The sequence below is a fragment of the Streptomyces azureus genome, assembly GCF_001270025.1.
Taxonomy (GTDB): Bacteria; Actinomycetota; Actinomycetes; order Streptomycetales; family Streptomycetaceae; genus Streptomyces; species Streptomyces azureus.
Window position 1 is genome coordinate 18,836 of the sequence record NZ_DF968194.1, and the last position, 23,945, is coordinate 42,780.

The 23,945-nt window shown below is 73.0% G+C and carries 21 protein-coding genes and 1 pseudogene; 9 read left to right on the plus strand and 13 right to left on the minus strand.

Annotated features, from left to right (window positions below):
• Window positions 1–8: 8 nt before the first annotated feature.
• The 5 genes from AOQ53_RS02120 to AOQ53_RS02140 all read right to left on the minus strand — a co-directional run bounded on the left by AOQ53_RS02120 (window position 9) and on the right by AOQ53_RS02140 (window position 5,061).
• A complete protein-coding gene (locus AOQ53_RS02120; RefSeq protein WP_059414429.1) occupies window positions 9–842 on the minus strand; it encodes an NAD(P)H-binding protein in 834 nt (277 codons plus the stop codon).
• 113 nt (window positions 843–955) lie between these two features.
• Window positions 956–3,451: an aminopeptidase N gene (gene pepN, locus AOQ53_RS02125; protein WP_059414469.1), complete on the minus strand. Its 2,496-nt coding sequence runs from the start codon at window positions 3,449–3,451 to the stop codon at window positions 956–958.
• A gap of 67 nt (window positions 3,452–3,518) precedes the next feature.
• Window positions 3,519–4,070 (minus strand): response regulator, encoded by a 552-nt coding sequence (locus tag AOQ53_RS02130; RefSeq protein ID WP_059414432.1) that lies wholly within the window; start codon window positions 4,068–4,070, stop codon window positions 3,519–3,521.
• 142 nt (window positions 4,071–4,212) lie between these two features.
• Window positions 4,213–4,563, minus strand: coding sequence for a chorismate mutase (locus tag AOQ53_RS02135; protein WP_059414434.1), 351 nt, complete (start codon window positions 4,561–4,563; stop codon window positions 4,213–4,215).
• A gap of 45 nt (window positions 4,564–4,608) precedes the next feature.
• A complete protein-coding gene (locus AOQ53_RS02140) occupies window positions 4,609–5,061 on the minus strand; it encodes a GNAT family N-acetyltransferase (protein WP_236711526.1) in 453 nt (150 codons plus the stop codon).
• Window positions 5,062–5,183: 122 nt separating this feature from the next.
• Between AOQ53_RS02140 and AOQ53_RS02145 the strand changes: the two genes are divergently transcribed.
• Window positions 5,184–6,071, plus strand: coding sequence for a hypothetical protein (locus tag AOQ53_RS02145; protein ID WP_059414435.1), 888 nt, complete (start codon window positions 5,184–5,186; stop codon window positions 6,069–6,071).
• Between the two features lie 41 nt (window positions 6,072–6,112).
• Here the strand turns inward: AOQ53_RS02145 and AOQ53_RS02150 are convergent, their stop codons facing one another.
• Entirely contained in the window at window positions 6,113–7,036 is a 924-nt protein-coding gene (locus tag AOQ53_RS02150; protein WP_059414437.1) for an SDR family oxidoreductase, read from the minus strand.
• A 13-nt stretch (window positions 7,037–7,049) separates the two neighbouring features.
• The gene (locus AOQ53_RS02155) at window positions 7,050–7,793 is read right to left on the minus strand and encodes an SDR family oxidoreductase (protein ID WP_059414439.1); all 744 of its coding nucleotides are present in this window, start codon (window positions 7,791–7,793) and stop codon (window positions 7,050–7,052) included.
• A gap of 54 nt (window positions 7,794–7,847) precedes the next feature.
• On the opposite strand from AOQ53_RS02155, the gene AOQ53_RS02160 reads away from it, so the two are divergent.
• Genes AOQ53_RS02160 through AOQ53_RS02175 form a run of 4 tightly spaced genes read left to right on the plus strand, consistent with a single transcriptional unit; the run spans window position 7,848 to window position 11,193 of the window.
• Complete coding sequence (locus tag AOQ53_RS02160; RefSeq protein ID WP_059414441.1) at window positions 7,848–8,591, plus strand: enoyl-CoA hydratase family protein; 744 nt, start codon at window positions 7,848–7,850, stop codon at window positions 8,589–8,591.
• Window positions 8,592–9,428, plus strand: coding sequence for a CoA transferase subunit A (locus AOQ53_RS02165; RefSeq protein WP_059414443.1), 837 nt, complete (start codon window positions 8,592–8,594; stop codon window positions 9,426–9,428).
• Window positions 9,425–10,144: a CoA-transferase subunit beta gene (locus tag AOQ53_RS02170; RefSeq protein WP_059414445.1), complete on the plus strand. Its 720-nt coding sequence runs from the start codon at window positions 9,425–9,427 to the stop codon at window positions 10,142–10,144. The genes AOQ53_RS02165 and AOQ53_RS02170 overlap by 4 nt, the downstream gene beginning before the upstream one ends.
• Entirely contained in the window at window positions 10,144–11,193 is a 1,050-nt protein-coding gene (locus AOQ53_RS02175) for an NAD(P)H-dependent flavin oxidoreductase (RefSeq protein WP_059414447.1), read from the plus strand. The genes AOQ53_RS02170 and AOQ53_RS02175 overlap by 1 nt, the downstream gene beginning before the upstream one ends.
• Here the strand turns inward: AOQ53_RS02175 and AOQ53_RS02180 are convergent.
• The 3 genes from AOQ53_RS02180 to AOQ53_RS02190 are packed head-to-tail and all read right to left on the minus strand — an operon-like array spanning window position 11,177 to window position 13,797.
• The gene (locus tag AOQ53_RS02180) at window positions 11,177–12,334 is read right to left on the minus strand and encodes an acetyl-CoA C-acetyltransferase (RefSeq protein ID WP_059414449.1); all 1,158 of its coding nucleotides are present in this window, start codon (window positions 12,332–12,334) and stop codon (window positions 11,177–11,179) included. The genes AOQ53_RS02175 and AOQ53_RS02180 overlap by 17 nt on opposite strands.
• 23 nt (window positions 12,335–12,357) lie before the next feature.
• Complete coding sequence (locus AOQ53_RS02185; RefSeq protein ID WP_099054508.1) at window positions 12,358–12,969, minus strand: TetR/AcrR family transcriptional regulator; 612 nt, start codon at window positions 12,967–12,969, stop codon at window positions 12,358–12,360.
• Window positions 12,970–13,011: 42 nt separating this feature from the next.
• Window positions 13,012–13,797: an SDR family oxidoreductase gene (locus AOQ53_RS02190; RefSeq protein ID WP_059414454.1), complete on the minus strand. Its 786-nt coding sequence runs from the start codon at window positions 13,795–13,797 to the stop codon at window positions 13,012–13,014.
• Between the two features lie 47 nt (window positions 13,798–13,844).
• Here AOQ53_RS02190 and AOQ53_RS02195 point away from each other — a divergent pair, with 47 nt between their 5' ends.
• Together AOQ53_RS02195 and AOQ53_RS02200 are read left to right on the plus strand one after the other, a co-directional pair.
• Complete coding sequence (locus AOQ53_RS02195) at window positions 13,845–14,984, plus strand: acyl-CoA dehydrogenase family protein (protein WP_059414456.1); 1,140 nt, start codon at window positions 13,845–13,847, stop codon at window positions 14,982–14,984.
• Window positions 14,984–15,955, plus strand: a complete 972-nt coding sequence (locus AOQ53_RS02200; protein ID WP_059414458.1) for an acyl-CoA dehydrogenase family protein — start codon at window positions 14,984–14,986, stop codon at window positions 15,953–15,955. Before AOQ53_RS02195 ends, AOQ53_RS02200 begins: the two co-directional genes overlap by 1 nt.
• Here AOQ53_RS02200 and qcrB read toward each other — a convergent pair.
• The 3 genes from qcrB to AOQ53_RS02215 form a co-directional block, all read right to left on the minus strand.
• Window positions 15,927–17,561 carry a cytochrome bc1 complex cytochrome b subunit gene (gene qcrB / locus AOQ53_RS02205; RefSeq protein ID WP_059414472.1) on the minus strand — a complete coding sequence of 545 codons (1,635 nt, stop codon included), beginning with the start codon at window positions 17,559–17,561 and terminating at the stop codon, window positions 15,927–15,929. The genes AOQ53_RS02200 and qcrB overlap by 29 nt on opposite strands.
• Before the next feature lie 206 nt (window positions 17,562–17,767).
• The gene (locus AOQ53_RS02210) at window positions 17,768–18,493 is read right to left on the minus strand and encodes a vWA domain-containing protein (RefSeq protein WP_059414460.1); all 726 of its coding nucleotides are present in this window, start codon (window positions 18,491–18,493) and stop codon (window positions 17,768–17,770) included.
• A gap of 12 nt (window positions 18,494–18,505) precedes the next feature.
• The gene (locus AOQ53_RS02215) at window positions 18,506–19,237 is read right to left on the minus strand and encodes an ABC transporter ATP-binding protein (protein WP_059414462.1); all 732 of its coding nucleotides are present in this window, start codon (window positions 19,235–19,237) and stop codon (window positions 18,506–18,508) included.
• A 138-nt stretch (window positions 19,238–19,375) separates the two neighbouring features.
• Here AOQ53_RS02215 and AOQ53_RS02220 point away from each other — a divergent pair, with 138 nt between their 5' ends.
• Entirely contained in the window at window positions 19,376–22,711 is a 3,336-nt protein-coding gene (locus tag AOQ53_RS02220) for an FtsX-like permease family protein (protein WP_059414465.1), read from the plus strand.
• A 1-nt stretch (window position 22,712) separates the two neighbouring features.
• Window positions 22,713–23,945 (plus strand): annotated as a pseudogene (locus AOQ53_RS02225) (FtsX-like permease family protein); the annotation flags it as partial.

The window sequence follows — 23,945 nt, forward strand, 5'->3', positions numbered from 1 at the left end:
TGGCCCCCTCAGCCCGTGAAGCCGTCCGCGTGGTCCTCGGCCCAGGCGGCGAAGGGACGGGCCGGCCTGCCGGTGATCTCCCGTACCGTGTCGGTGATCTCCGGCGGCGTGCCGACCGTGGCGGCGAAGGTCTGCAGCAGGGCCGGGAGCATGCCCGGCGGGACGTGCGGGAACAGTTCGGGGCCTGCCTCGTCCGCTGACAGCTCGGCGAAGCGCAGCCCACGGCCGAGGACGCGGCCGATCGTCGCGACCTGCCCGGCGTTGGTGATCGCCTCGGGCCCGGTGAGGCGGTGGGCGGCGCCCTCGTGGCCGTCGTCGAGGAGGGCGCGTTCGGCGACGGCGGCGATGTCGTCCTCGTGGACGGGGGCGGATTGCCCGTCGGCGAAGACACCGCGGACGGTGTCGCCGGCGCGGATCTGCGGGGCCCACTGGAAGGCGTTGGCGGCGAGCGCGCCCGGCCGCAGGAAGGTCCACGCCAGGCCGCTGTCGCGGACGTGCCGCTCGGCGGTGGCGTGCATGACGTGGATGGGGTGGCTCTCGTCGGCGCCCGAGTCGATGATCGAGGAGGACAGCAGGACCACGTGGCGCACTCCGGCGGCACGGGCCGCCGCCAGGAGGCCGGCGGTGCGGTCGCCGCCCGCCTGGACGTAGAGGAACAGCTTGGTTGCGCCCTCGAACAGGGCGGCCGGGTCGTCGAGGCGGAGTCGTACCGCCTCGGCGCCGGCGGGCAGGCGGGCCCGCTGCGGGTCGCGGGTCAGTGCCCGCACGGGCCGGCCGGCGGTGGTGAGGCGTTCGACCAGGGCACGGCCGACGTTTCCGGTGGGACCGGTCACTGCGATCACGAAGGACTCCTCGGGCTTGGTCGTCTTCTTCTGCCCGAGGCTAGGAAGGGCGGCCGGCCCACCGCATCGGCGAAAGGGACCAGCCGCGCCGTCCGTGTCCTACATCGCCGGTCCTACGCCTCCTGCCCTCCCTGCACCAGCAACGCCCGCCGCAGGTCGTCGAGTTGGTCGACGAGCTTGCGGCGCAGCGCCGGGATGGGTCCGGCGTCGCGCAGGCACTCCTCGCCGAGGCGGAGGTTCTCGGGGTCGACGGCATGGGCGGGGAAGGCCCAGCGGCCGGCGGCTTCGGCGATGGCGGGGCCGCGGCGCTCGGCGACGTCGACCGCGTCCGTGTAGTAGCGCGGCACGTAGGCGCGCACCAGGCCGGCCTGTTCGGGCTGCCAGAAGCCCTGGGCGGTCGCGGTGAACAGGTAGTTGGACAGTTCGTCGGAGCCGAACATCGCCTCCCAGGCGCGGGCCTTGGCCTCCGGGTCGGGCAGGGCGGCCCGGCAGCGGGCTGCGCCCTCCAGCCCGGTGGCGCTCGGGTCGCGTTCCAGTTCGGCGGCGATGGCGGCCTCGTCGGTGGCGCCGAGGACGGCGAGCCGGCCCAGGACGCGCCAGCGCAGCTCGGGGTCGAGCTCCGGGCCGCCGGGCACGGTGCCGTCGGCGAGCCAGGCGGCGATGGTGTCCGGGTGGGCGGCGGCGTCGATGCGGTGGCGTACGGCGATCAGGCGCAGGCCGGGATTGTCGCCGTCCTCGGTGCGGCGGATGAGGTCGCGGCACAGCTCGGAGAGCGTGGCGAGCGCGGCGGGCCGCTCCTCGGGCGTGAGGTAGCGGTCGGCGATGTACGTGGACGCGAAGGCGAGCACGCCCTGGACGATCGCGAGGTCGGTCTCCAGCGGGAGATGGGCCCGGGCGGTCTCCAGGTAGGCGGCGGGCGCCAGTTCGCCGTCGCGGACGGCGTCGCGCAGGGCGTTCCAGACGACCGCGCGGGTGAGCGGTTCGGGCAGGCCGGACAGCTCCTTGCGGACGGTCTCGAAGGACTCGGGGTCGAAGCGGACCTTGGCGTAGCTGAAGTCGCCGTCGTTGAGGAGGAGCAGCGCGGGGCGCTTGCCGATCGGGTGGGCGCCGGTCTGCGGCAGGTCCAGGTGAAGGCGTTCGCGCAGGACGAGGTGCCTGCCGTCGTCGCCGAGGTCCCGGTCGTACAGGCCGGCGGCGATGCGGTGCGGGCGGCTGCCGGTGCGGTCGACGGTGAGGGCGCAGGTGCCGTTCTCGCCGGGGGCGAGGTGCGGGGTGAGGGTGTCGACGCCGGTGGTGCGCAGCCAGGCGTCGGCCCAGGCGTGGACGTCGCGTTCGGTGGCGCCGGCGAGGGAGTCGATGAAGTCGGCGAGGGTGGCGTTGCCGAACCTGTGCCGGGTGAAGTGGGTGTTGATGCCGGCCAGGAAGTCCTTCTCGCCGAGCCAGGCGACCAGCTGCCGCAGCGCGCTGGCGCCCTTGGCGTAGGAGATGCCGTCGAAGTTGAGCAGCGCGGAGGCGGTGTCGTCGACGGCCTCGGGGGCGACGGGGTGGGTGGAGGGGCGCTGGTCGGCGTCGTAGCCCCAGGACTTGCGGTTGACGCCGAAGTCGGTCCACGTGTCGCTGAAACGGGTCGCCTCGGTGAGGGTCTGGTAGCCCATGTACTCGGCGAAGGACTCGTTCAGCCAGATGTCGTCCCACCACTTGAGGGTGACGAGGTCGCCGAACCACATGTGGGCCATCTCGTGGGCGACGACCATGGCGCGGGTCTGCCGCTCGGTGTCGGTGACGGCGGAGCGGTAGACGAACTCGTCGCGGAAGGTGACCAGTCCGGGGTTCTCCATGGCGCCCGCGTTGAACTCGGGGACGAAGGCCTGGTCGTAGGAGTCGAAGGGGTAGGGCTCGTCGAACTTCTCGTGGTAGCGGTCGAAGCACGCGCGCGTGACGTCGAGGAGCTCGTCGGCGTCGGTGTCCAGGTAGGGGGCCAGCGAGCGGCGGCAGTGCAGGCCGAAGGGCAGGCCGCGGTGCTCGGTGCGCACGGAGTGCCAGGGGCCGGCGGCGACGGCGACGAGGTAGGTGGAGATCAGTGGGGTGGGGGCGGCCTGCCAGAGGCCGTCGCCGGTGTGTTCGGTGACGCTGTTGGCGAGGACGGTCCAGCCCTGCGGGGCCTTCACCGACAGGTCGAAGACGGCTTTCAGGTCGGGCTGGTCGAAGGCTGCGAAGACGCGCTGGACGTCGTCCAGGAACAGCTGGGTGTAGACGTAGGTCTCGCCGTCGGTGGGGTCGGTGAAGCGGTGCATGCCCTCGCCGGTGCGGGAGTAGCGCATGTGCGCGTGCACGCGCAGTTCGTGCTCGCCGGCGGTGAGGTTCTTCAGGGGCAGCCGGTTGCCGTCCAGGGCTTCCGGGTCCAGGGGTTGTCCGTCGAGGGTGACGGAGCGCAGCTCGGCAGGCCTGACCTCGACGAAGGTGTCCCCGTCCGCGCGGGCGCTGAACCTGATCAGGGTGCGGGAGTCGAAGATCTCGTCGCCGGTGGTCAGGTCGAGTTCGATCGTGTAGCGGTGGACGTCGAGGAGCCCTGCTCGGGTCTGCGCTTCGTCGCGCGTCAGTACGGACATGCAGGACATGCTGCCTGATGGCACCGGCATGGCACAGAGGCGGATCGGTACGCGCCCAATGTCCGGTCTATGCGCGGTCTTTTTCGAGCTCCCCGGCGTGCGCCCCCGAGGGCCGCTGGGGCGGCACGCGCGCGTCGGGGTGGGGCAGGGCGGGGCGCTGGGGGTGTGCGGCGGTCTCGGTGTGCTCCCGGACCTGGGCACGCAGCCGGCGCACCTCCTGCGCCAGGGCGAGGTGGTGCCGGTGGGCGTCGTAGAGGTAGCGGACCTTGGTGCGCAGGGCCCAGGGGTCCACGGGTTTCATGACGAGGTCGGCGACGCCGAGGCCGAAGGCGGCGGTGGTCAGTTCCTGGTCGGGGCCGAAGCCGGTGAGCAGGATCACCGGGATGTGCTGGGTCTGTTCCACGCGCCGCATGTAGCGCACGACCTCCAGTCCGCTGACGCCGGGCATGCGCACGTCGAGCAGGAGCAGGCCGACCTGGCCGCGCAGCACCTGTTTGAGCGCCTCGTCACCGCTGGTGGCCCGGCCGAGCTGATAGCCCAGCGGGGCCAGGGCGCTCTCCAGCGCGTACAGCGTGTCCTCGTGATCGTCGACGATGAGGATCCTGGTATCCGACGGCATGGCCCGACGTCCCCTCCCTGTGGAGGACCAGAGTAAGTCCGGGACACTGACGCGTAGTACTTGTCAGCTGACATGCTGTGCACAGCGCAGCATGCCCCGCGCGGGCCGCGGTGTCACTCCCCCGGGGGTGGTCGCGCGAGGTTCAGTTGCGGCCGGGTGCCGAGCCGTTGAGCGCCTCGTCTGCGATGCGCTCGTGGTGGCGGATGACCTCGGCGACGATGAAGTTCAGGAACTTCTCCGCGAAGGCCGGGTCCAGTTTGGCGTTCTCGGCGAGTGCGCGCAGCCGGGCGATCTGGCGGGCCTCGCGGGCCGGGTCGGCGGGCGGCAGCTGGTGCCGGGCCTTGAGGAGGCCGACCTGCTGGGTGCACTTGAAGCGCTCGGCGAGCATGTGGACGACGGCCGCGTCGATGTTGTCGATGCTGTCGCGCAGGCGGGCGAGTTCCTCACGGACGGCGGGGTCGACGTCACCGGTGCCGTTGTTGCTGGTGGTCATGGCAGGTCAGCCTAAGGGGCGCACGCCCGGCGGCCGCGGGCCGTCTCACAACTCGGCGGTCCTCAGCCGCTTGTGGAAGTAGACGTCCTCGTGTCCGCCGGGCACGCCCTCGATGCGTGCCCGTTCGCGGAAGCCGAGCCGCGGGTAGAAACCGGGCGCCTGGAAGCTGTACGTGGAGACGATCATGTCCGTGCAGCCCCGCCGGACGGCCTCTTCCTCCGCGGCGCGCATCAGCCGGCCGCCCCAGCCGGCGTGCCGCTGGTCCGCGCGCACCCAGAGCATGTCCACGCAAGCCAGGCTGCCCCAGGTCCAGGCGGTGAGCCCGCCGATCAGGTCGGCGGCCTCGTCGGCGACGCGGACGGAGAGAGGCTCGGTGGTGGCGCCGTCGGCGGCTGCGGTGTTGAAGGCGGTCAGCTCCTCGTCGAGCCGCTTCTCGAGTTCGTGGTCCTGGCCGCCCACCTGGAGCGATGCGGCGACGGAGCGCTGTTCGCTGGTCACGGCCCGGATTCTGCCAGCGGCCCAGGGCGGCGACGACCGGTTTTCACGGCGGCGGCGCGGCCCCGCGGCCGTCACACTTTCGTACAGTGGAATCGGGTTCAGGGGCGTCTTGGGGGTGAGGCGTGGCGAACGACGGGCCGGTCGAGCACGGCTACCCGCATCTGGAGACGGTGCGGGCTGCCATCACGGCGCTGTACAAGCGGCTGTCGTACGACACGATCCAGACGTTCGCCACCAGCGTGGTCCCCGCCGATGTGGCGTTCTGTGACACCGACGACCTGTATCTGGGGGCGCAGCGGGTGGCGCACGAGCTGGTGCGGCACTACCGGCTGCCGGACGCCCGGCTGATCGTGAGCTTCAGGGAGATGCGGCACGCGGCGAACGTGGAGCTCGCGGCCGGGCCGGAGTACTTCGTGGAGCTGAACGACCGGTTCCGTTCGCATCGGCGGGACATCGGGGCGGCCCTCGCGCACGAGGTGATGCACGTGTACCTGCATCGTCTCGACCTGTCCTTCCCGGGCGTGCGGGACAACGAGATTCTGACGGACACGGCGGCGACGTATCTGGGCGCGGGCTGGCTGTTGCTGGACGCGTACCGGGAGGACCGGGCGTCGTCCCAGAAGCTGGGGTATCTCACGCCGGAGGAGTTCGGGTACGTGCTGGCCAAGCGGGCGCTGGTCTTCGGGGAGGACCCGTCGGTGTGGTTCACCAGTCCGCAGGCGTACACGGCGTATGTGAAGGGGATGGAGCTGGCCCGCCGTGACGAGCAGCAGCCGCCGTTGACCGCGGCGGGGTGGGCGGGGCGGCGGCGGTACGCGCGCGATCGGCGGCATGCGCCGGCCGGGCCGCCGCAGCCGGGTGTGCGGTACTCGTTCACTCCCGACGGGGGTGGGCGGTTGCGCGTGTCGTTTCCCTGTCCGACCTGTCATCAGCGGATCAGGGTGCTGGTGCGGGGGCGGGTTCGGGCGCGGTGTGCGTTGTGCCGGAGCGTGTTGGAGTGCGACACGTAGGTGTGCGCGGGGGTGGGGAAAAGGATCACTCGCCGGTCTTCCTACGCCCCGTACACGCGCCCGGGCTCGCCCGCCTCCGCCAGCAGTTTCCGCGCCGCCTCCCCCGCCTCCGCCGGAGCCCACCGCTCGCCCTTGTCCACGCCCGGGCCCGGGCGCCAGCCCTCCATCACCGTGATGCGGCCGCCCTCCACCTCGAAGACCCGGCCCGTCACCCCGGCGCTCGCGGCCGAGCCGAGCCAGACGACCAGCGGGGAGACGTTCTCCGGGGCCATCGTGTCGAAGCCCGAGTCGGGCGCCGCCATGGTGTCGGCGAAGGTGCGCTCCGTCATGCGGGTCCGGGCGGCGGGGGCGATCGCGTTGACCTGGACGCCGTAGCGGCGCAGTTCGGCCGACGCGACCAGGGTCAGGGCGACGATTGCGGCCTTGGCGGCGCTGTAGTTGCCCTGTCCGACCGAGCCCAGCAGGCCCGCGCCGCTGCTGGTGTTGACGATCCGCGCCTCTGGCCGGCGGCCCGCCTTGGCCTCGGACCGCCAGTGTGCGGCGGCGTGCCGCAGGGGCAGGAAGTGGCCCTTGAGGTGGACGCGTACGACGGCGTCGAAGTCGTCCTCGTCCAGGTTGACCAGCATCCGGTCGCGCAGGAAGCCCGCGTTGTTGACGAGCGTGTCGAGCCGGCCGTACGTCTCCAGGGCCGCCCGGACGAGGGAGACGGCGCCTTCGGTCGTGGCGACGTCGCCGCCGTGCGGCACCGCCTCGCCGCCCGCCGCGCGGATCTCCTCGGCTACGCGGCCGGCCGGGCTGCCGGGACCGGGCGTCCCGTCGGCTCCGGGTGTGCCGTCGAGGCCGACGCCGAGATCGTTGACGACGACCCGCGCGCCCTCGGCGGCGAACGCGAGGGCGTGGGCGCGGCCGAGGCCCCGGCCCGCGCCGGTGACGACGACGACCCGGCCGTCGCAGATTCCGCTCATCTCGGGTCTCCTTTCATGTCATCTCCTTGTTCGCCGTCGAGGCGTCAAGGAACGCGGGGCGCACCCCGCCGCCGTGGACGAGCAGACTCGCCCCGCTGATGTAGGCGGCGGCGTCCGAGGCGAGGAAGACCGCGGCCCGGCCGACGTCGGACGGCTCGGCGAGACGGCCGAGCGGGACGGTGCGGGCGACGGCGGCGACGCCGTCCTGGTCGCCGTAGTGGAGGTGGGACAGTTCGGTGCGGACCATGCCGACGACGAGGGTGTTGACCCGGATGTCGGGCGCCCACTCCACGGCCATCGAGCGGGCGAGGTTCTCCAGGCCCGCCTTGGCGGCGCCGTAGGCGGCGGTGCCCGGTGAGGGGCGTCCTCCGCTGACGCTGCCGATCATGACGATCGAGCCCCTGGCCCGCCGGAGGTGCTCGTACGCGGCGAGGGACACGGTCAGCGGAGCCACGAGGTTGAGCTCCACCACGCGCGCGTGCCGGTCGGCGCCGGCGTGGGTGAGCGGGCGGTGGGGGCTGCCGCCCGCGTTGTTGACGAGGACGTCCAGCCGGGGCAGCTCGCCGCACAGGCGCCGGACGGCCTCGGCGTCCCGGACGTCCAGCGCCACGAACTCCGTTCCGGGCAGCGGGACTTCCGGGGGGCGGCGGGCACAGACCACGACCTCGGCACCCGCCCGTACGAAGGCACGCGCGATGCCGGCACCGACGCCCCGGGTCCCGCCCGTGACGACGGCGACCTTCCCGTCCAGCTCCATTCGCTGCTACCTTCCACCTAACAAACGTTTGGTGGAAAGGTAGCTGATGCGGCCATGGGTGTCTCCACCTCGTGCGTGGAAAAGGGCATAGCCGTCGTCACGGTCGACTTCCCGCCGGTGAACGCCCTGCCGGTGGCCGGCTGGTTCGCCCTGGCCGACGCGGTGCGCGCGGCCGGGCGCGACCCGGAGGTCCGGTGCGTGGTGCTGACGGCCGAGGGGCGCGGGTTCAACGCGGGTGTGGACATCAAGGAGATACAGAAGGACGGCAACAGTGCGCTGATCGGCGCCAACCACGCCTGCGCGGAGGCCTTCGCCGCGGTGTACGACTGCGCGGTGCCGGTCGTGGCGGCGGTGCACGGTTTCTGCCTGGGCGGCGGTATCGGGCTGGTGGGCAACGCGGACGTGATCGTGGCGAGCGAGGACGCCGTCTTCGGGCTGCCCGAGCTGGACCGGGGCGCGCTGGGCGCGGCCACCCATCTGGCCCGGTTGGTCCCGCAGCACCTGATGCGCGCCCTGTACTACACCTCGCGCACGGCGACCGCGGCCGAGTTGCACACGCACGGCTCGGTGTGGCAGGTCGTGCCGCGCGGGGAACTGCGAGCCGCCGCGCTGACTCTGGCCCGCGGGATCGCCGCCAAGGACGGGCAGCTGCTGCGCCTGGCCAAGGCAGCCATCAACGGCATCGATCCGGTCGACGTGCGCCGCAGCTATCGCTTCGAGCAGGGGTTCACCTTCGAGGCGGGCCTGAGCGGGGTGGCCGGCCGGGTGCGCGCCGGCTTCGGGAAGGAGGGCACGTAGGTGAGCGACAAAACGATGACGGCCGACGAGGCCGTGTCCCGCCTGTCCAGCGGCATGACCCTCGGCATCGGCGGCTGGGGCTCGCGCCGCAAGCCGATGGCCCTGGTGAGGGCACTGCTCAGGTCGGAGGTCACCGATCTCACGGTCGTCTCGTACGGCGGCCCGGACGTGGGCATGCTGGCCGCCGCCGGGCGGATCCGGGAGCTGGTCACGGCGTTCGTCACCCTCGACTCGATCCCCCTGGAGCCGCACTACCGCGCGGCCCGCGAGCATGGCGCCTTCGCACTGACGGAGGTCGACGAGGCGATGTTCATGTGGGGTCTGCACGCGGCGGCGAACCGGCTGCCGTTCCTGCCGGTGCGGGCCGGCCTCGGCTCGGACGTGATGCGGGTCAACCCCGGTTTGCGGACCGTCACTTCACCGTACGAGGACGGGGAGACGTTCGTGGCGATGCCCGCGCTGCGGCTCGACGCGGCCCTGGTGCACATGAACCGCGCCGACCGGCTGGGCAACGGGCAGTACCTGGGCCCGGACCCCTACTTCGACGACCTGTTCTGCGAGGCGGCGGACACGGCGTACGTCAGCTGCGAACGCATCGTCGACACGGCCGAGCTGACGAAGGCGGCGGCACCCCAGACCCTGCTGGTCAAGCGGCACACGGTGACAGGCGTCGTGGAGGCTCCGAACGGGGCGCACTTCACGTCCTGCGCGCCCGACTACGGCCGGGACGAGGCCTTTCAGAAGACGTACGCGACGACACCCTGGCCTCAGTTCGCGGCCCGGTTCCTCGCTGGAGACGAGCAGGCGTACCGGTCGGCCGCCGGGGAGGGGACATGACGGGGGCCACCCGCGCCGAGTACTGCGTGATCGCCTGCGCCGAGGCCTGGCGGGGTGACGGCGAGGTGCTCGCGAGCCCCATGGGGCTGATCCCCTCCATCGGCGCCCGGCTCGCCCGGCTCACCTTCGCGCCGGACCTGCTGCTGACCGACGGCGAGGCGCTGCTGGTCCGCCCGGACGGGACGCCGGAGGGCTGGCTGCCGTACCGGCAGCATCTGGCCCTGGTGACCGGCGGCCGGCGGCACGTGATGATGGGCGCGAGTCAGATCGACCGGTTCGGCAACCAGAACATCTCGTGCATCGGCGACTGGGAGCGACCGAGGCGGCAGCTGCTCGGGGTGCGCGGCGCGCCGGTCAACACCCTGAACAATCCGACCAGTTACTGGATCCCAAGGCACTCCCGGCGGGTCTTCGTCGAGCGGGTCGACATGGTCTGCGGAGTCGGGTACGACCACGCGGCCGGCGCGCGTCACCACCGCATCCCGCGGGTCGTCTCCGACCTGGGTGTCTTCGACTTCGCCACCGCCGACCATTCGATGCGGCCGGCCTCGCTGCACCCGGGTGTCACGGCGGAGCAGGTCAGGGAGGCGACGGGCTTCGAGCTCGCCGTCCCGGACGAGGTGCCGCCGACCCGCGAGCCGACCGCCGAGGAGCTCCGGCTGATCCGCGAGGTCCTCGACCCGGCCGGTACCCGTACCAGGGAGGTCGCCTCGTGATGGAGACGGCGCTGACCCGGCTGACCGGTGTCCACCATCCGGTCGTGCAGACCGGGATGGGCTGGGTGGCGGGCCCCCGGCTGGTCTCCGCCACGGCGAACGCGGGCGCTCTCGGCATCCTGGCCTCGGCGACGATGACGCTCGACCAGTTGCGCGCAGCCGTCCGGGAGGTCCGGTCCCGTACCGACGCGCCGTTCGGTGTGAACCTGCGCGCCGACGCGGCGGACGCCGGCGACCGTGTGCGGATCCTGATCGAGGAGCGCGTCCGGGTCGCCTCCTTCGCCCTGGCCCCGTCCCGGGAGCTGATCGGCGAGCTCAAGGAGGCCGGTGTGGTCGTCATGCCGACCGTGGGGGCACGGCGGCACGCCGAGAAGGTCGCCGGCTGGGGCGCGGACGCGGTGCTCGTGCAGGGCACCGAGGGCGGCGGGCACACCGGCGAGGTGGCCACGACGGTGCTGCTGCCGCAGGTGGTGGACGCCGTGGACCTGCCGGTCGTGGCGGCGGGCGGGTTCTTCGACGGGCGGGGACTGGTCGCGGCGCTGGCCTACGGGGCGGCGGGCGTCGCCATGGGTACGCGGTTCCTGCTCACCTCGGACTCGACCGTGCCGGAGGCGGTGAAGGCGCGGTACCTGGCGGCGACGGTGCGGGACGTGACGGTCACCAGGGCGGTGGACGGGCTTCCGCATCGCATGCTGCGGACGGAACTGGTCGAGGCGCTGGAGCGGTCCGGCCGGGTGAGGGGTGCCCTCCAGGCGGCCCGCAGGGCGGCGGGCTACCGGAAGCTGTCCGGCACGAGCTGGCGCCGGATGCTCCAGGAGGGCCTTGCCCTCAGGCACGGCAAGGACCTGACCTGGAGCCAGGTCCTGCTCGCCGCGAACACCCCGATGCTGCTCAAGGCGTCCATGGTGGACGGCCGTACGGATCTGGGGGTGATGGCGTCCGGGCAGGTCGCCGGGGTGATCGACGACCTGCCCTCGTGCGCGGAGCTGGTGGAGCGGATCATGAAGGAGGCCGAGGACACCCGGCGGCGTCTCACAGCCTCTCGATGATCGTCACATTGGCCTGTCCGCCGCCCTCGCACATGGTCTGCAGGCCGAACCGGCCGCCGATGCGCTCCAGTTCGTGCAGCAGGGTCGTCATCAGTTTCACGCCGGTCGCGCCGAGCGGATGGCCCAGCGCGATGGCACCGCCGTTGACGTTGACGTTCTCCGGATCCGCGCCCGTCTCCTTCAGCCAGGCCAGGACGACCGGGGCGAAGGCCTCGTTGATCTCGACGAGGTCGATGTCGCCGATGGTCATGCCGGTCTTCTTCAGGGCGTGGGCGGTGGCCGGGATGGGGGCGGTGAGCATGCGGATCGGGTCCTCGCCGCGCACCGAGAGATGGTGCACGCGCGCGCGGGGGGTGAGCCCGTGTTCGCGCACCGCCCGCTCGGAGGCCAGCAGCATCGCCGCCGCCCCGTCGGAGACCTGCGAGGAACACGCGGCGGTGATCGTGCCGCCGTCGATGACCGGCTTGAGCCCGGCCATCTTCTCCAGGGAGGTGTCCCGGCGCGGGCCCTCGTCGGCGGTGACGTCCCCGTACGGCACGGTCTCGCGGTCGAAGCGGCCCTCGTCGATCGCGCGCACCGCCCGCTGGTGGGACCGCAGGGCGAACTCCTCCTGCTCCTGCCTGCTGATCCCCCACTTCGCGGCGATCATCTCGGCGCCCGCGAACTGGTTCACGGGCTTGTCCCCGTACCGCGCCCGCCAGCCCGCACTGCCCGCGAACGGGCCCTGGGTCAGCCCCAGCGGCTCGGCGGCCTGCCGGGTGGCGAAGGCGATGGGGATCATCGACATGTTCTGCACACCGCCGGCGACCACCAGGTCCTGGGTGCCGGACAGCACGGCCTGCGCGGCGAAGTGCACGGCCTGCTGCGAGGAACCGCACTGCCGGTCGACGGTCACGCCCGGCACCTCCTCGGGCAGCCCGGCCGCCAGCCAGCAGGTCCGCGCGATGTCACCGGCCTGCGGCCCCACGGCGTCCAGACAGCCGAGGACGACGTCCTCCACGGCGGCCGGGTCCACGCCCGAGCGGCTCATCAGCTCCTTCAGCACATGCGCGCCGAGGTCGGCCGGATGGACCGCGCTCAGTCCTCCCCCGCGCCGCCCGACGGGCGTGCGGACCGCTGCGACGATGTAGGCCTCGGCCATGGCAACTCCCTCACTCAAAAGGGCTATTCGCGTACGGCGATCCCGTCCAGCACCATCGACAGGTACTGCCGGGCGATCTCGTCCGGGCTGTGCCGGCCGCCCGGCCGGTACCAGGACGCGGCCACCCACACCGTGTCGCGCACGAAGCGGTAGGTGAGCCGGACGTCGAGGTCGGCCCGGAAGGCCCGTTCGGCGACGCCGCGCTCCAGCGTGGACAGCCACGCCTTCTCGAATCTGCGCTGCGAATCGGCGAGGAACGCGAACCGCTCCTGCGCCACGAGCTGCTTGCTCTCCTTCTGGTAGATCGCGACGGCCGCGCGATGCCGGTCGATCTCCCGGAACGACTCGGTGACCAGGGCCTGAAGCGTCTCGCGCGGCCCGAGTCCGGCACCCAGCACGGCGTCGTAGCCGTCCCAGAGCTCGTCGAGGAAGGTGCGCAGGATCTCCTCCAGCATCGACTCCTTGGAGTCGAAGTGGTAGTAGAGGCTGCCCGCGAGCATCCCCGCGTGGTCCGCGATCTTGCGGACGGTGGTGGCGTTGTAGCCCTGCTCGGCGAAGACCTCGGCGGCGGTGCCGAGGAGTTCGCCGCGGCGGTCGCGAGCGGCAGCGGCCGCGGGGGGCTCTGTGGCGGTCACCTGGGGCTTCTTCTTCGTAGGAGGCACGGGTCCATTGTCGTCCTAGGGGTGCCGGCTGCTGACGGAGACCACTTCGCCGGTCATGTACGAGGAATAGCCGGAGGCCAGGAACACGATCACGTTGGCCACCTCCCAGGGCTCGGCGTACCGCCCGTACGCCTCGTCGGCGGTCAGCTCGGCGAGCAGCTCGGGCGTGGTCACCTTCACCAGGTGCGGGTGCATGGCGAGGCTGGGCGCGACGGCGTTGACCCGCACCCCGTACTCGGCCGCCTCGACCGCCGCGCACCGGGTCAGTGCCATCACGCCGGCCTTCGCGGCGGCGTAGTGGGCCTGCCCCGCCTGGGCGCGCCAGCCGACGACGGAGGCGTTGTTGACGATCACCCCGCCGCTGCCCCGCATGTGACGGAGCGCGGCCCGCACGCACCGGAACGTGCCGTTCAGTGTCACCTCCAGGACGCGGGACCACTGATCGTCGGTCATGTCGACGAGGTCCGCGGTGCCGCCGAGACCGGCGTTGTTGACCACGACGTCGAGGCGTCCGTGTTCCCGTACGGCCGTGTCGAAGAGGGCGCGCACCTGCGTCTCGTCGGTGACGTCGCAGGGCGCCGCGGCGACCGACGCCGCGCCGAACTCGCCGGCCAGCTCCGCCTCGTGCTCCTTGAGCCGCCGTACGTGCGCGTCGCTGATCAGGACGCGCGCGCCCTCCTCCAGGAAGCGGCGCGCGGTGGCCCCGCCGATCCCCGCGCCGGCCGCGGCGGTGATGACGGCGGTCCGTCCCTCCAGCACGCCGTGACCGGGCACGTACGACGGACTATCGACGTCTGTCATGGGCTCAAGCTAACCTACCAAACACTTGTTAGGGAAGGAGGCGGGTCGTGGATCTCGCGTTCTCGCCGGCGGACGAGGAGTTCCGCACCGAAGTGCGTCAGTGGCTGCGCGCGCGTGTGCCGCGCGAGCCCCTGCCCTCCCTGGAGACGGCGGAGGGCTTCGAAGCCCATCGCGCCTGGGAGGCGGAGCTGGCCGCGGACCGCTGGTCGGTGGTCGACTGGCCGGCGGAGTACGGCGGACGGGAGGCGGGGCTCCTGCGGTGGCTGCTCTTCGAGGAGGAGTACTACGCGGCGGACGCCCCGGGACGCGTCGGGCAGAACGGCATCCACCTGCTCGCCCCCACCCTCTTCGCTCATGGCACCGAGGAACAGCGGGCCCGGGTGCTGCCCCCGATGGCCCGCGGCGAGGTGATCTGGGCGCAGGCCTGGTCGGAGCCCGAGGCCGGTTCGGACCTGGCGTCCCTGCGGGCGAGGGCCGTGCGCACCGACGGCGGCTGGCTCCTGAGCGGCCAGAAGACGTGGTCCTCGCGCGCCGCGTTCGCCGACCGCGCCTTCGGCCTGTTCCGCAGCGACCCGGACACCGCCAAGCCCCACCAGGGCCTGACGTACCTCATGTTCGGCCTGCGCGCACCCGGCGTGACGGTCCGCCCGATCGCCCGCCTCGACGGCAAGCCGGCGTTCGCGGAGCTGTTCCTGGACGAGGTCTTCGTGCCCGACGAGGACGTGATCGGCGAACCCGGCCGGGGCTGGCGGATCGCGATGGCGACGGCGGGCGACGAACGCGGGCTGATGCTCCGCTCCCCGGGCCGTTTCCTCGCCGCCGCGCGGCGGCTGGGCGAGCTGTGGCGGGAGAGGGGCGGTCCGGTCTCCGAGCGGGACCGGGTGGCCGACGCCCTGATCGGCGCCCGCGCCTACCAGCTCTTCACGTACGCGGCCGCCTCGCGCTGCCTGGACGGCGAAGCCGTCGGCCCGGAGTCGAGCCTGAACAAGGTCTTCTGGTCCGAACTGGACATCGCGCTGCACGAAACGGCCCTCGACCTCCTCGGCCCTGAGGGCGAGCCGGCGGACACCGACTGGGCGCAGCGGTACGTCTTCGCGCTCGCCGGCCCGATCTACGCGGGCACGAACGAGATCCAGCGCGACATCATCGCCGAGCGCCTGCTCGGCCTGCCGAAGGGACGCCGCTGATGCGTTTCCTCCTCGACGCCGAGCAACACGCCTTCGCCGCCTCGCTCGACGCCCTGCTGACGGCGGCGGACACACCGGCGGTGGTGCGGGACTGGAGCCAGGGCGACCACGCGAGCGGGCGTGCGCTGTGGTCCCGCCTCGCGGAGGCGGGAGTGCTCGCGCTGGCGGTGCCGGAGAGGTACGAAGGCGGACTGGGGCCGCGTCCGGCAGAGCTGGCCGTCGCCTTCGTCGAGTTGGGCCGCCACGCGGTACCGGGCCCGCTGGTCGAGACGGTCACGGCGGCGGCGCTCCTCAGCGGTGCGGACCCGGGCACCGCCAAGCGACTGCTCCCGGAGCTGGCGTCGGGCGGGACGATGGCGACGGTGGGGCTGGAGAAGTCGTACGCCCTGGACGGTGACGCCGCCGCCCTCCGCCTCTCCTGCTCCCCCGACGGCATACGCCTCTCCCCCGGTCACGGCCCCGTCCGCCCCTCCCTCGACCCGGCCCGCCGCCTCACGCCCCTCACCCCCGGCGGCGAGTTCCTCGTCCCCGGGCCGCTCACGGAACAGGCCCTCGCCTGGGCCCGCCTCGCCACCGCCGCACAGGCCCTGGGCATCGGCCTGGCGCTTCTCGACAAGACCGTCGCCCACGTCCGGCAGCGCTGCCAGTTCGGGGTGCCCGTCGGGTCGTTCCAGGCGGTCAAGCACCGGCTGGCCGACGCGAAGATCGCCCTGGAGTTCGCGCGTCCGCTGGTCTTCGGCGCCGCCCTGACCATGCGGCAGGCCGAGGTCGCCGCAGCCAAGGTCGCCGCATGCGAGGCGGCGTACAGCACCGCCCGCACCGCGCTGCAACTGCACGGCGCGATCGGCTACACGGCGGAGTACGGCCTGTCGCTGTGGCTGACCAAGGCCCGGGCCCTGCGCACCGCCTGGGGCGATCCCCACGAGTGCCGGGCCCTGGTCGTCAATGCGGCTGGTGATCGCCGCTGGTGATCTCCCGGTACTCCTCCACGGTCGGCTTCTCGACCCGCGCGTCCGGTCCGAACATCGCCTTCGCGAGGCGCGCACGCAGCCGCTCGGACCGCCTGACCTTGCGACGCACGCCCCCCGCGTCGACCACGGGCCCCATCGCGTACGGCGGGCGCTGCTCGTGCTGGGTGAGGGTGAACAGCTCCGCCTGCGAGAGGGACTCGTGCACCTCGATGTACTCGCCGTTCGGCAGCCGTTTGATGGTGCCGGTCTCCCTGCCGTGCAGCACCTTGTCGCGGTCGCGGCGCTGGAGGCCCATGCAGATCTTCTTGGTGACGATGAAGGCGACGACCGGCAGCACGAAGGCGCCGATCCGCACGAACCAGGTGATCACGTTGATGGACAGATGCAGATGTGTGGCCACGATGTCGTTGCCGCCGCCGATCAGCAGCACCGCGTACAGGGTCAGCCAGGCCACGCCCAGGCCGGTGCGCACGGGCGCGTTGCGCGGCCGGTCCAGGATGTGGTGCTCGCGTTTGTCGCCGGTGATCCACGCCTCGATGAAGGGATAGACGCCGATGGCGAGCATGACCAGCGGGAAGAGCGCGAACGGGATGAACACGCCGAGCACCAGCGTGTGCCCCCACAGGTTGATCTCCCATCCCGGCATCACCCGGATCAGCCCCTCCGAGAACCCGAGGTACCAGTCGGGCTGGGCGCCCGTGGTGACCAGGTCGGGGCGGTAGGGGCCGAAAGCCCACACGGGGTTGATCTGGGCGATCGCGCCCATGATGGTCAGGACACCGAAGACGAGGAAGAAGAAGCCGCCCGCCTTGGCCATGTAGACCGGCAGGAAGGGCATCCCGACGACCGACCGCTCCTTGCGTCCGGGCCCCGGGAACTGGGTGTGCTTGTGGTGGAAGACCAGGATCAGATGGACGGTCACCAGGCCCAGCATGATCCCGGGCAGCAGCAGCACATGGACCGGGAAGAGGCGCGAGATGATGTCGTCGCCCGGGAACTCCCCGCCGAAGAGGAAGAACGCCACATACGTCCCGACGATCGGGATCGACAGGATCGCGCCGTGCGCGAAGCGCAGGCCGGTGCCGGACAGCAGGTCGTCCGGGAGGGAGTAGCCGGTCAGGCCGGTGATGATGCCGAGCATCAGCAGGGTCCAGCCGAACACCCAGTTGAGCTCGCGCGGCTTGCGGAAGGCGCCCGTGAAGAACACCCGCATCATGTGCACCATCATGCCGGTGATGAAGACCAGTGCCGCCCAGTGGTGGATCTGCCGCATCAGCAGCCCGCCGCGCACGTCGAAGCTGATGTCCAGGGTGGACTCGAACGCCCTGGACATGAGCACGCCGTTGAGCTCCGTGTAGGACCCCTGGTAGACGACCTCCTGCATGCTCGGCTCGAAGAACAGGGTGAGGTAGACGCCGGTGAGGATCAGGACGATGAAGCTGTAGAGGGTGACCTCGCCCAGCATGAAGGACCAGTGGTCCGGGAAGACCTTGCGCATGTTGGCCTTGGCCAGCCCGTAGAGGCCGAGCCGCCCGTCCGCCCAGTCGGCGAGCTTCTCGCCCTTGCCGGCGGGAGGCCTCCTGCGGGCGGAAGCCGTCCCGTACATCCGTCGTGCGCCGTCGTCGTGCACCTGTCGTCCGCCGTCGCCGTACACCCGTCGTGCGCCGTCGTCGCCCATACGTCGTCGCCTCCCCGTCGGATCCTTCCCAGCGTGGCACGACAGCGCGACCGTGCAAATGGGGCGGATGGGCGGATAGGCCAAGAGGCGGGTCGGTTAGGCCAAGGGGGGCGAGCAGGCGACTCGGGGGGGGATCAGGCCGACCGCACGATCCCCTGCGCCCGCGCGTCCACCAGCCACTTCGGGAACTCGTTCACCAGCCGGTCGTACAGCTCGCCGTCCGGTACCTTCCGCGGCTCCTCACCCGCGTGGAAGAACCCGGCGTTGTCGACGACCCGCGTGCCCGGCACGGGCAGCTCGTCCAGCTTGCGCAGGAAGTCGAACTGCTTGCTGCCCGGGTCGCCGAAGCCGATGAACTGCCAGAACAGCGGCAGCCTCGCCGCCTTGCACAGGTACCGCTCCGCGGCGAGCTTGTTGATGGGCCCGCCGTCGGTCTGGAAGACCACGAGGGCCGGCTCGGTCGCCCCGCTGTCGATGTAGTGGTCGATGACGGCGTCCATCGCCAGGTGGTAGCTGGTCTTCCCCATGTGCCCGAGCTCGGCCACGATCTGCTCGATCTTCCCCTGATGGTCGGCGAGCGCGATGTCGGTGACGGCGTCGACGTCGGTGGAGAAGAACACGACCGGTACCGTGCCGTCGTCGTCGAGATGCGCCGACAGCCCGAGCACCCGGTCGGCCAGCGCCTGCACACTGCCGTCCTTGTAGTACGGCCTCATCGAGCCGGAGTAGTCGACCACGAGGTAGACCGCAGCGCGCAGCCCGTCCAGGCCGTGCTTCGTGAGGGAGACCCCGGCGCTCTTGTAGAGGTTCACGAGCGCGGGAGCGGTCTCCTGGACCTTGCTCAGACTGATCGCGACCATGGCCCCACCCTCTCACTCCTCGACGACCACTCCGTCGCTCAGTTCCAGCACCCTGTCGGCCAGGCCGAGGAGTTGGGGGTCGTGGGTGGCGACGAGGGCCGTGACGCCCTCGCTGCGGACCACGGCCCGCAGCAGTTCCATCACCGCCCGACCGGTGGCGGCGTCGAGCTGACCGGTCGGCTCGTCGGCGAGCAGCAGGGCCGGGCGGTTGGCGAGGGCCCGGGCGATGGCGACCCGCTGCTGCTGTCCGCCGGAGAGCTCGGCGGGCCGCTGCCTCTCGTGGCCGGCGAGGCCCACCAGGGCCAGGAGCAGCGCCACCCGCTCCTCGCGTTCGCGCGGCTCGGCCCGGCGCAGCCGCAGCGGCACGCCCACGTTCTCGGCGGCGGTGAGGATGGGGATCAGCCCGAAGGACTGGAAGACGAAGCCGATCCGGTCGCGGCGCAGTTCCAGCAGCTCGCTCCCGGTCAGCGCCGACAGGTCCGTGCCGTCCACGACGACACGGCCGCGCTGCGGGGAGTCGAGGCCGCCGATCATATGGAGGAGCGTCGTCTTGCCGGAGCCCGAACGGCCTTTGAGGGCGACCAGTTCACCGCGCCGGACGGCGAAGGAGGCCCCGCGCAGCGCGTGCACGGCCGCGGTACCCGTGCCGTAGGAGTGGTGCAGGTCCTCCACTCTCAGCATCGGCTCGTCCGCCGCGTCGACGGCGAGGGCGGCACCGGACCCCGGGCTGGTGTTCTCGGTCATCACCGCATCTCATACGGAACCGGTCCGGGCGGTCAAGAGCGGAACACCTTGCGCTCGAGCACATGTGCCGGACAGGTAAGTCCGTGATATGCATGCCGGGTTGGGAGATCAGCGGTTCGGCCATCGGGTGGGGGAAGAGTGACCGGCTTACTGCTGCTGCGCCTGCGTGCGCATCGGCTGCTCCTCACGGCCGCCCTGTTCGCCGTCCTGCTGACCACCTCGGTGCTCGCCGCCCTGGCCGCCTTCTCCGGCTCCGTCGGGGACGCGGCGCTGCGCGGCACCCTGGGCGGCCGGGCCGCGGTCTCCGCCTCCCTCGTCGTCGAGGCGGACGTTCCCCGGGTACGGCGCGAGGAGGCGCGGCAGGCCGTGGAACGCGGGGCGCGGGACGCGTTCGGCGGGCTGCCGGTGACCGTGCGGACGCTGGAGCGGTCCGGGCCGTACGCGCTGCCCCGTTCCCTCCAGGACGCCGACGCCCGCGCCGGAGAGCCCGACCTCACGCACGTCGCCGCCCTCGACCGGTCCCGGATCAGGCTGGTCTCGGGCACGCTGCCGGGCCCGGCACCGGCGACCCGCACCGCCGCCGTACCGGTCGCCCTGCCCGAGTCGGCCGCCGACCGGCTGGAGCTGCCTCCCGGGGCGCACCTCACGCTCACCGACCGGCTGGGCGGCGAGCCGGTCCGCGTACGGGTGACCGGCGTGTACCGGGCGGCCGACAGCTCCGACCCCTACTGGCAGGCGGACGCCCTCGGCGGGCAGGGCGTACGTACCGTCGCCTTCACCACGTACGGGCCGCTGCTGGCCGACGCGTCGGTACTCGCCTCCGGCCGCACCTCCGAGGACGGCACCGGCTGGGTGGCGACGGCCGACTACCGGACCCTCACCACCGACGGCATCGGGGCGCTGCGCGCGGCGGCCGTACGCGCGGCCGGGGCGCTGCGCGAGGACCCGGCACTCGGCGGTGACGCGGAGGTGCGCACCGGCCTGCCCGAGGTGCTCGACCGGACCGAACGGGCCCTGCTGGTGTCCCGGTCCACCCTGATGGTCGTCTCCGTGCAGCTGGTGCTGCTCGCCGGGTACGCGCTGCTGCTGGTGGCCCGGCTGCTGGACACCGAACGGGCGGGCGAGACCGAGCTGCTGCGGGCCAGGGGCGGATCGCGCGGCCGGATCGCCGGACTCGCCGCGCTGGAGGCGCTGCTGCTGGCGGTACCGGCCGCGATCTGTGCCGCGCTGCTGGCCGGCCCTCTGGCCCGGCTGCTGGCCCGGTGGTCCTCGCTCGACGGGATCGGGCTGCGGCTCGACGCCGTCCCGGCGGGCCGCATCTGGCTGGTCGCGGGCGGCGTGGCGGCGGCGTGCGCGGTGGCGGTCGTGGCGCCCGCGCTGGTGGCGACGGCGGGCGCGCCGGTACGGCTGCGGCGCGTCCGGGCCGCCATGGCCGCCGCGCCCGTGCGCGCCGGAGCCGATGTCGGGCTGCTGCTGATCGCGGGCGTGGCGTACTGGCAGCTCGACCGGCAGACCGAAGCGACCGGCGGCGGGGTGCTCAGCCGGGACCGGGCCGGGGAGCTGGGCATCGATCCGCTGCTGGTCGGGGCGCCCGCGCTGGCGCTGCTGGCGGGCACGGTCCTGACACTGCGTCTGCTGCCGTTCGCGGCCCGGCTCGCGGAGCGGCGGTCCGCGAGCGGGCGCGGGCTGCCGGCGGCGCTGGCGGGGTGGCAGTTCAGCCGGCGCCCGCTGCGCGGGGCGGGTCCGGTGCTGCTGCTGGTCATCGCCGTGACGACCGGGATGCTGGCGATCGGGCACGGCGCGTCCTGGGACCGGTCGCAGGACGACCAGGCCGACTTCGGGACGGGCGCCTCCGTACGAGTCCTCGACCACAGGCCGGGCAGCCCCGGGCAGACCGGCCTCTACACCGCGCTGCCCGGGGCCCGGGACGCCGCTCCCGCGCACCGCGCCGCCCTCGGCCTCTCCAGCGGCCGCGACGCGACGATCCTCGCCCTGGACACGTCCCGCGCCGGGGACGGGATGCTGATGCGCGGCGATCTCGCCGACGAGCCCCCCGCGAAGCTGCTGCGGGCACTGGCACCGCCCGCGCGGGACGAACACCGGGCGGTACGGCTTCCCGACGACACCCGGCGGCTCGCCCTCGACGCGCGGATCACCGACGCGCGGACCCGGACCGGGCGATCTCCCTCCGACCGCGCGCCCCTGCTCACAGTGGTCGTGGAGGACCGGTACGGCATCACGTACCGGCTGGGCGCCGGGAACGTCCCGGTGGACGGCCGGGCCCACCGGGTCACGCTCGACCTGGACATGACGGCGACGGGCCGCCGCGCCGCCCCGGCCGGACCGCTGCGGCTGACCGGACTTCAGCTCGACGACACCTCTCCCGTCGGCCGCCCCGAACAACACCGGTTCACCGTCGAACGGCTGCTCGCCACCGGCCGCGACGGCTCCGCGCGAACCGTCGCCGTGCCCTCCGGAACGCGCTGGCAGGGTGGCCGGACCGTGACGGAGAACGGCGCCGTCGTCGCCCGTACGGCCACGAAGCCCGCCGTGTCGGGGACCGTGCCGCTGGCCGTGGCGTACGGCACCGGCGCCGACGCCGACGAGAGCACCGGCACCGCGCCGGTCTACACCCTCCGCGTCGACACCGCCGGAGCCGAGGCGCCGCGGAGCCTCCTGGCCGTCGCCACCCGGGACTTCCTGCGGGCGGCGGGGGCCGGGCCCGGCGACACCATCGACGTACCGCTGTCCGGTGAGCAGCTGCGGGTGCGGATCGTACGGTCCGTCGAGGAGCTGCCGACCACCGCCACCGGCCTGGACGGGGAGACCGTGGCCGGCGGGGCGCTGCTGCTCGATCTGCGGGCCGTCGACGCCGTGCTGGCGCAGCGGGGCAGCGCGCCGCTCACCCCCACCGAGTGGTGGGTGGGCGCCGCCCCCGGCAAGGCAGCCGAGGTCGCCGCCGCGCTGCGGGCACGCCCCGACCTCGAACCGCAGCAGGTGCTGGTGCGGGACGAGACCGCGGCCGAGTTGCTGCGGGATCCGCTCGGCGCCGGGCCGCGCTCGGCGCTGACGGCGGTGGCGGTGGCCGCCGCGGCCCTCGCCGCCGGGGGTTTCGCGGTGAGCGCCGCCGGTGCGCGGCGGGAGCGGTCCGCGGAGTTCGCGGTGCTGCGCGCCCTGGGCACGCCCCGCCGGGATCTCGCCCGGCTCGTCGCGACGGAGCAGAGCCTGCTCATCGGCGCCGGTCTGCTCGCCGGGCTCGGTCTCGGCACCGTCCTGACCCGGGCCGTCGTCCCGCTGATCGTGCTGACCTCCGATGCCGCACGGCCGGTCCCGTCCGTCCTCGTCGAACTCCCGGTGTCCCGGGTGGCCCTGCTCCTCGCGGGGGTGGCCGCCCCGCTCCTGCTGATCACCGCCGCGTCGGCGCTGCGCCGTGCCGAGCCGGTGGCCGCGCTGCGCCATCAGGGGGAGGACTGAGATGCCGCCGAACGCGCAGGGCGCGCCCTGGGTGCGGACCCGGCTGCGGACCGCGCCCGTGTCCACCGTCGCCTTCGGTCTACTGGTGCTGGTCACGGCGTTCCTCGCGGCCGTCCTGCCCCGGGCCGTCGAGGCGTACGAGACGGACGGGCTGCGCGAGGCCCTCGCCACCGCCTCCCCCGAGTCCACCGTGCTGGAGCTGAAGGCTCCGCAGCCCGGTCTCGAACAGCCTGAAACCGCCCGGGCGGACACGGTGCGGCCGGAATCGCTCGCGGCGGTCGATGGCCGGGCACGGGCGCTGCTGCCCGCCCCCCTGGGGGCGGACCGGGCCGAGTCGGCGTACGGGGTGCGGACCGGGAAGAGCCTGGAGGCACTGGACACGTCGCTGCCCCGGCCGGACGGACTGCCGCCCAGGTTCACGCTGCTCGCGCAGTCGGGAGCGGCCGGCCACGCCACCGTGCGGGAGGGCCGCCTGCCCACCGCCCGCACGCCGGTGACCGTGGGCACCAGGGTGGTGGAGGGCGCCGTGACCACCGAGACCGCCCGCGCGCTGCGGCTGCGGGCCGGCTCCACGCTCACCCTGGCCGGTTTCCTGGACGGACCGCTGACCGTACGGATCACCGGCGTTCTCGAACCCCGGCATCCGCAGCGGAGTTACTGGTCCGCGGAACCGGTCCTGCGCACACCGGGCCTGGCCGCCACCAGCAACCGTCCGCCGCGGTACTACTGGGAGGCGGGCGTCCTGCTGGCACCCGGGGCAGCACCTGCGCTGCTCGGCGGTCAGGGCGAGCCGGAGAGGTACTGGCGGTTCGCGCCCGCGGCCGGGCGGCTCACCGGGGCGGACACCTCGGCGCTCGTCGACGCGGTCGCGTCCCTGGAAGACGGACCCGGGTTGGTGCGGATGCGCGGGGCCGCCGGTCCGACGGCGCAGCTGTCCACGGACTTGGAGCAGGTCGTCGGCTCCTACACCCAGACCCGTGACGCGATCACGCCCGTGGTCGCCGTCGCGGCCTTCGGGATCGCCGCGATCGCCGTCGTCGTGCTGGTCATGAGCGCTGGTGTGGCCGCCACCCGCCGTGACGCCGAACTCGCCCTGCTGCGGGCCCGGGGCGGCTCCCTGGGCGGCATCGCCGGGCGGCTGCTGACCGAGACCGCGGTGCCTGCGGTGCCCGCGGCGGCCTGCGGTCTGCTGCTCGCGGTGCTCGTCGTGGACGAGGCCCGGCCGCTGCCCGCC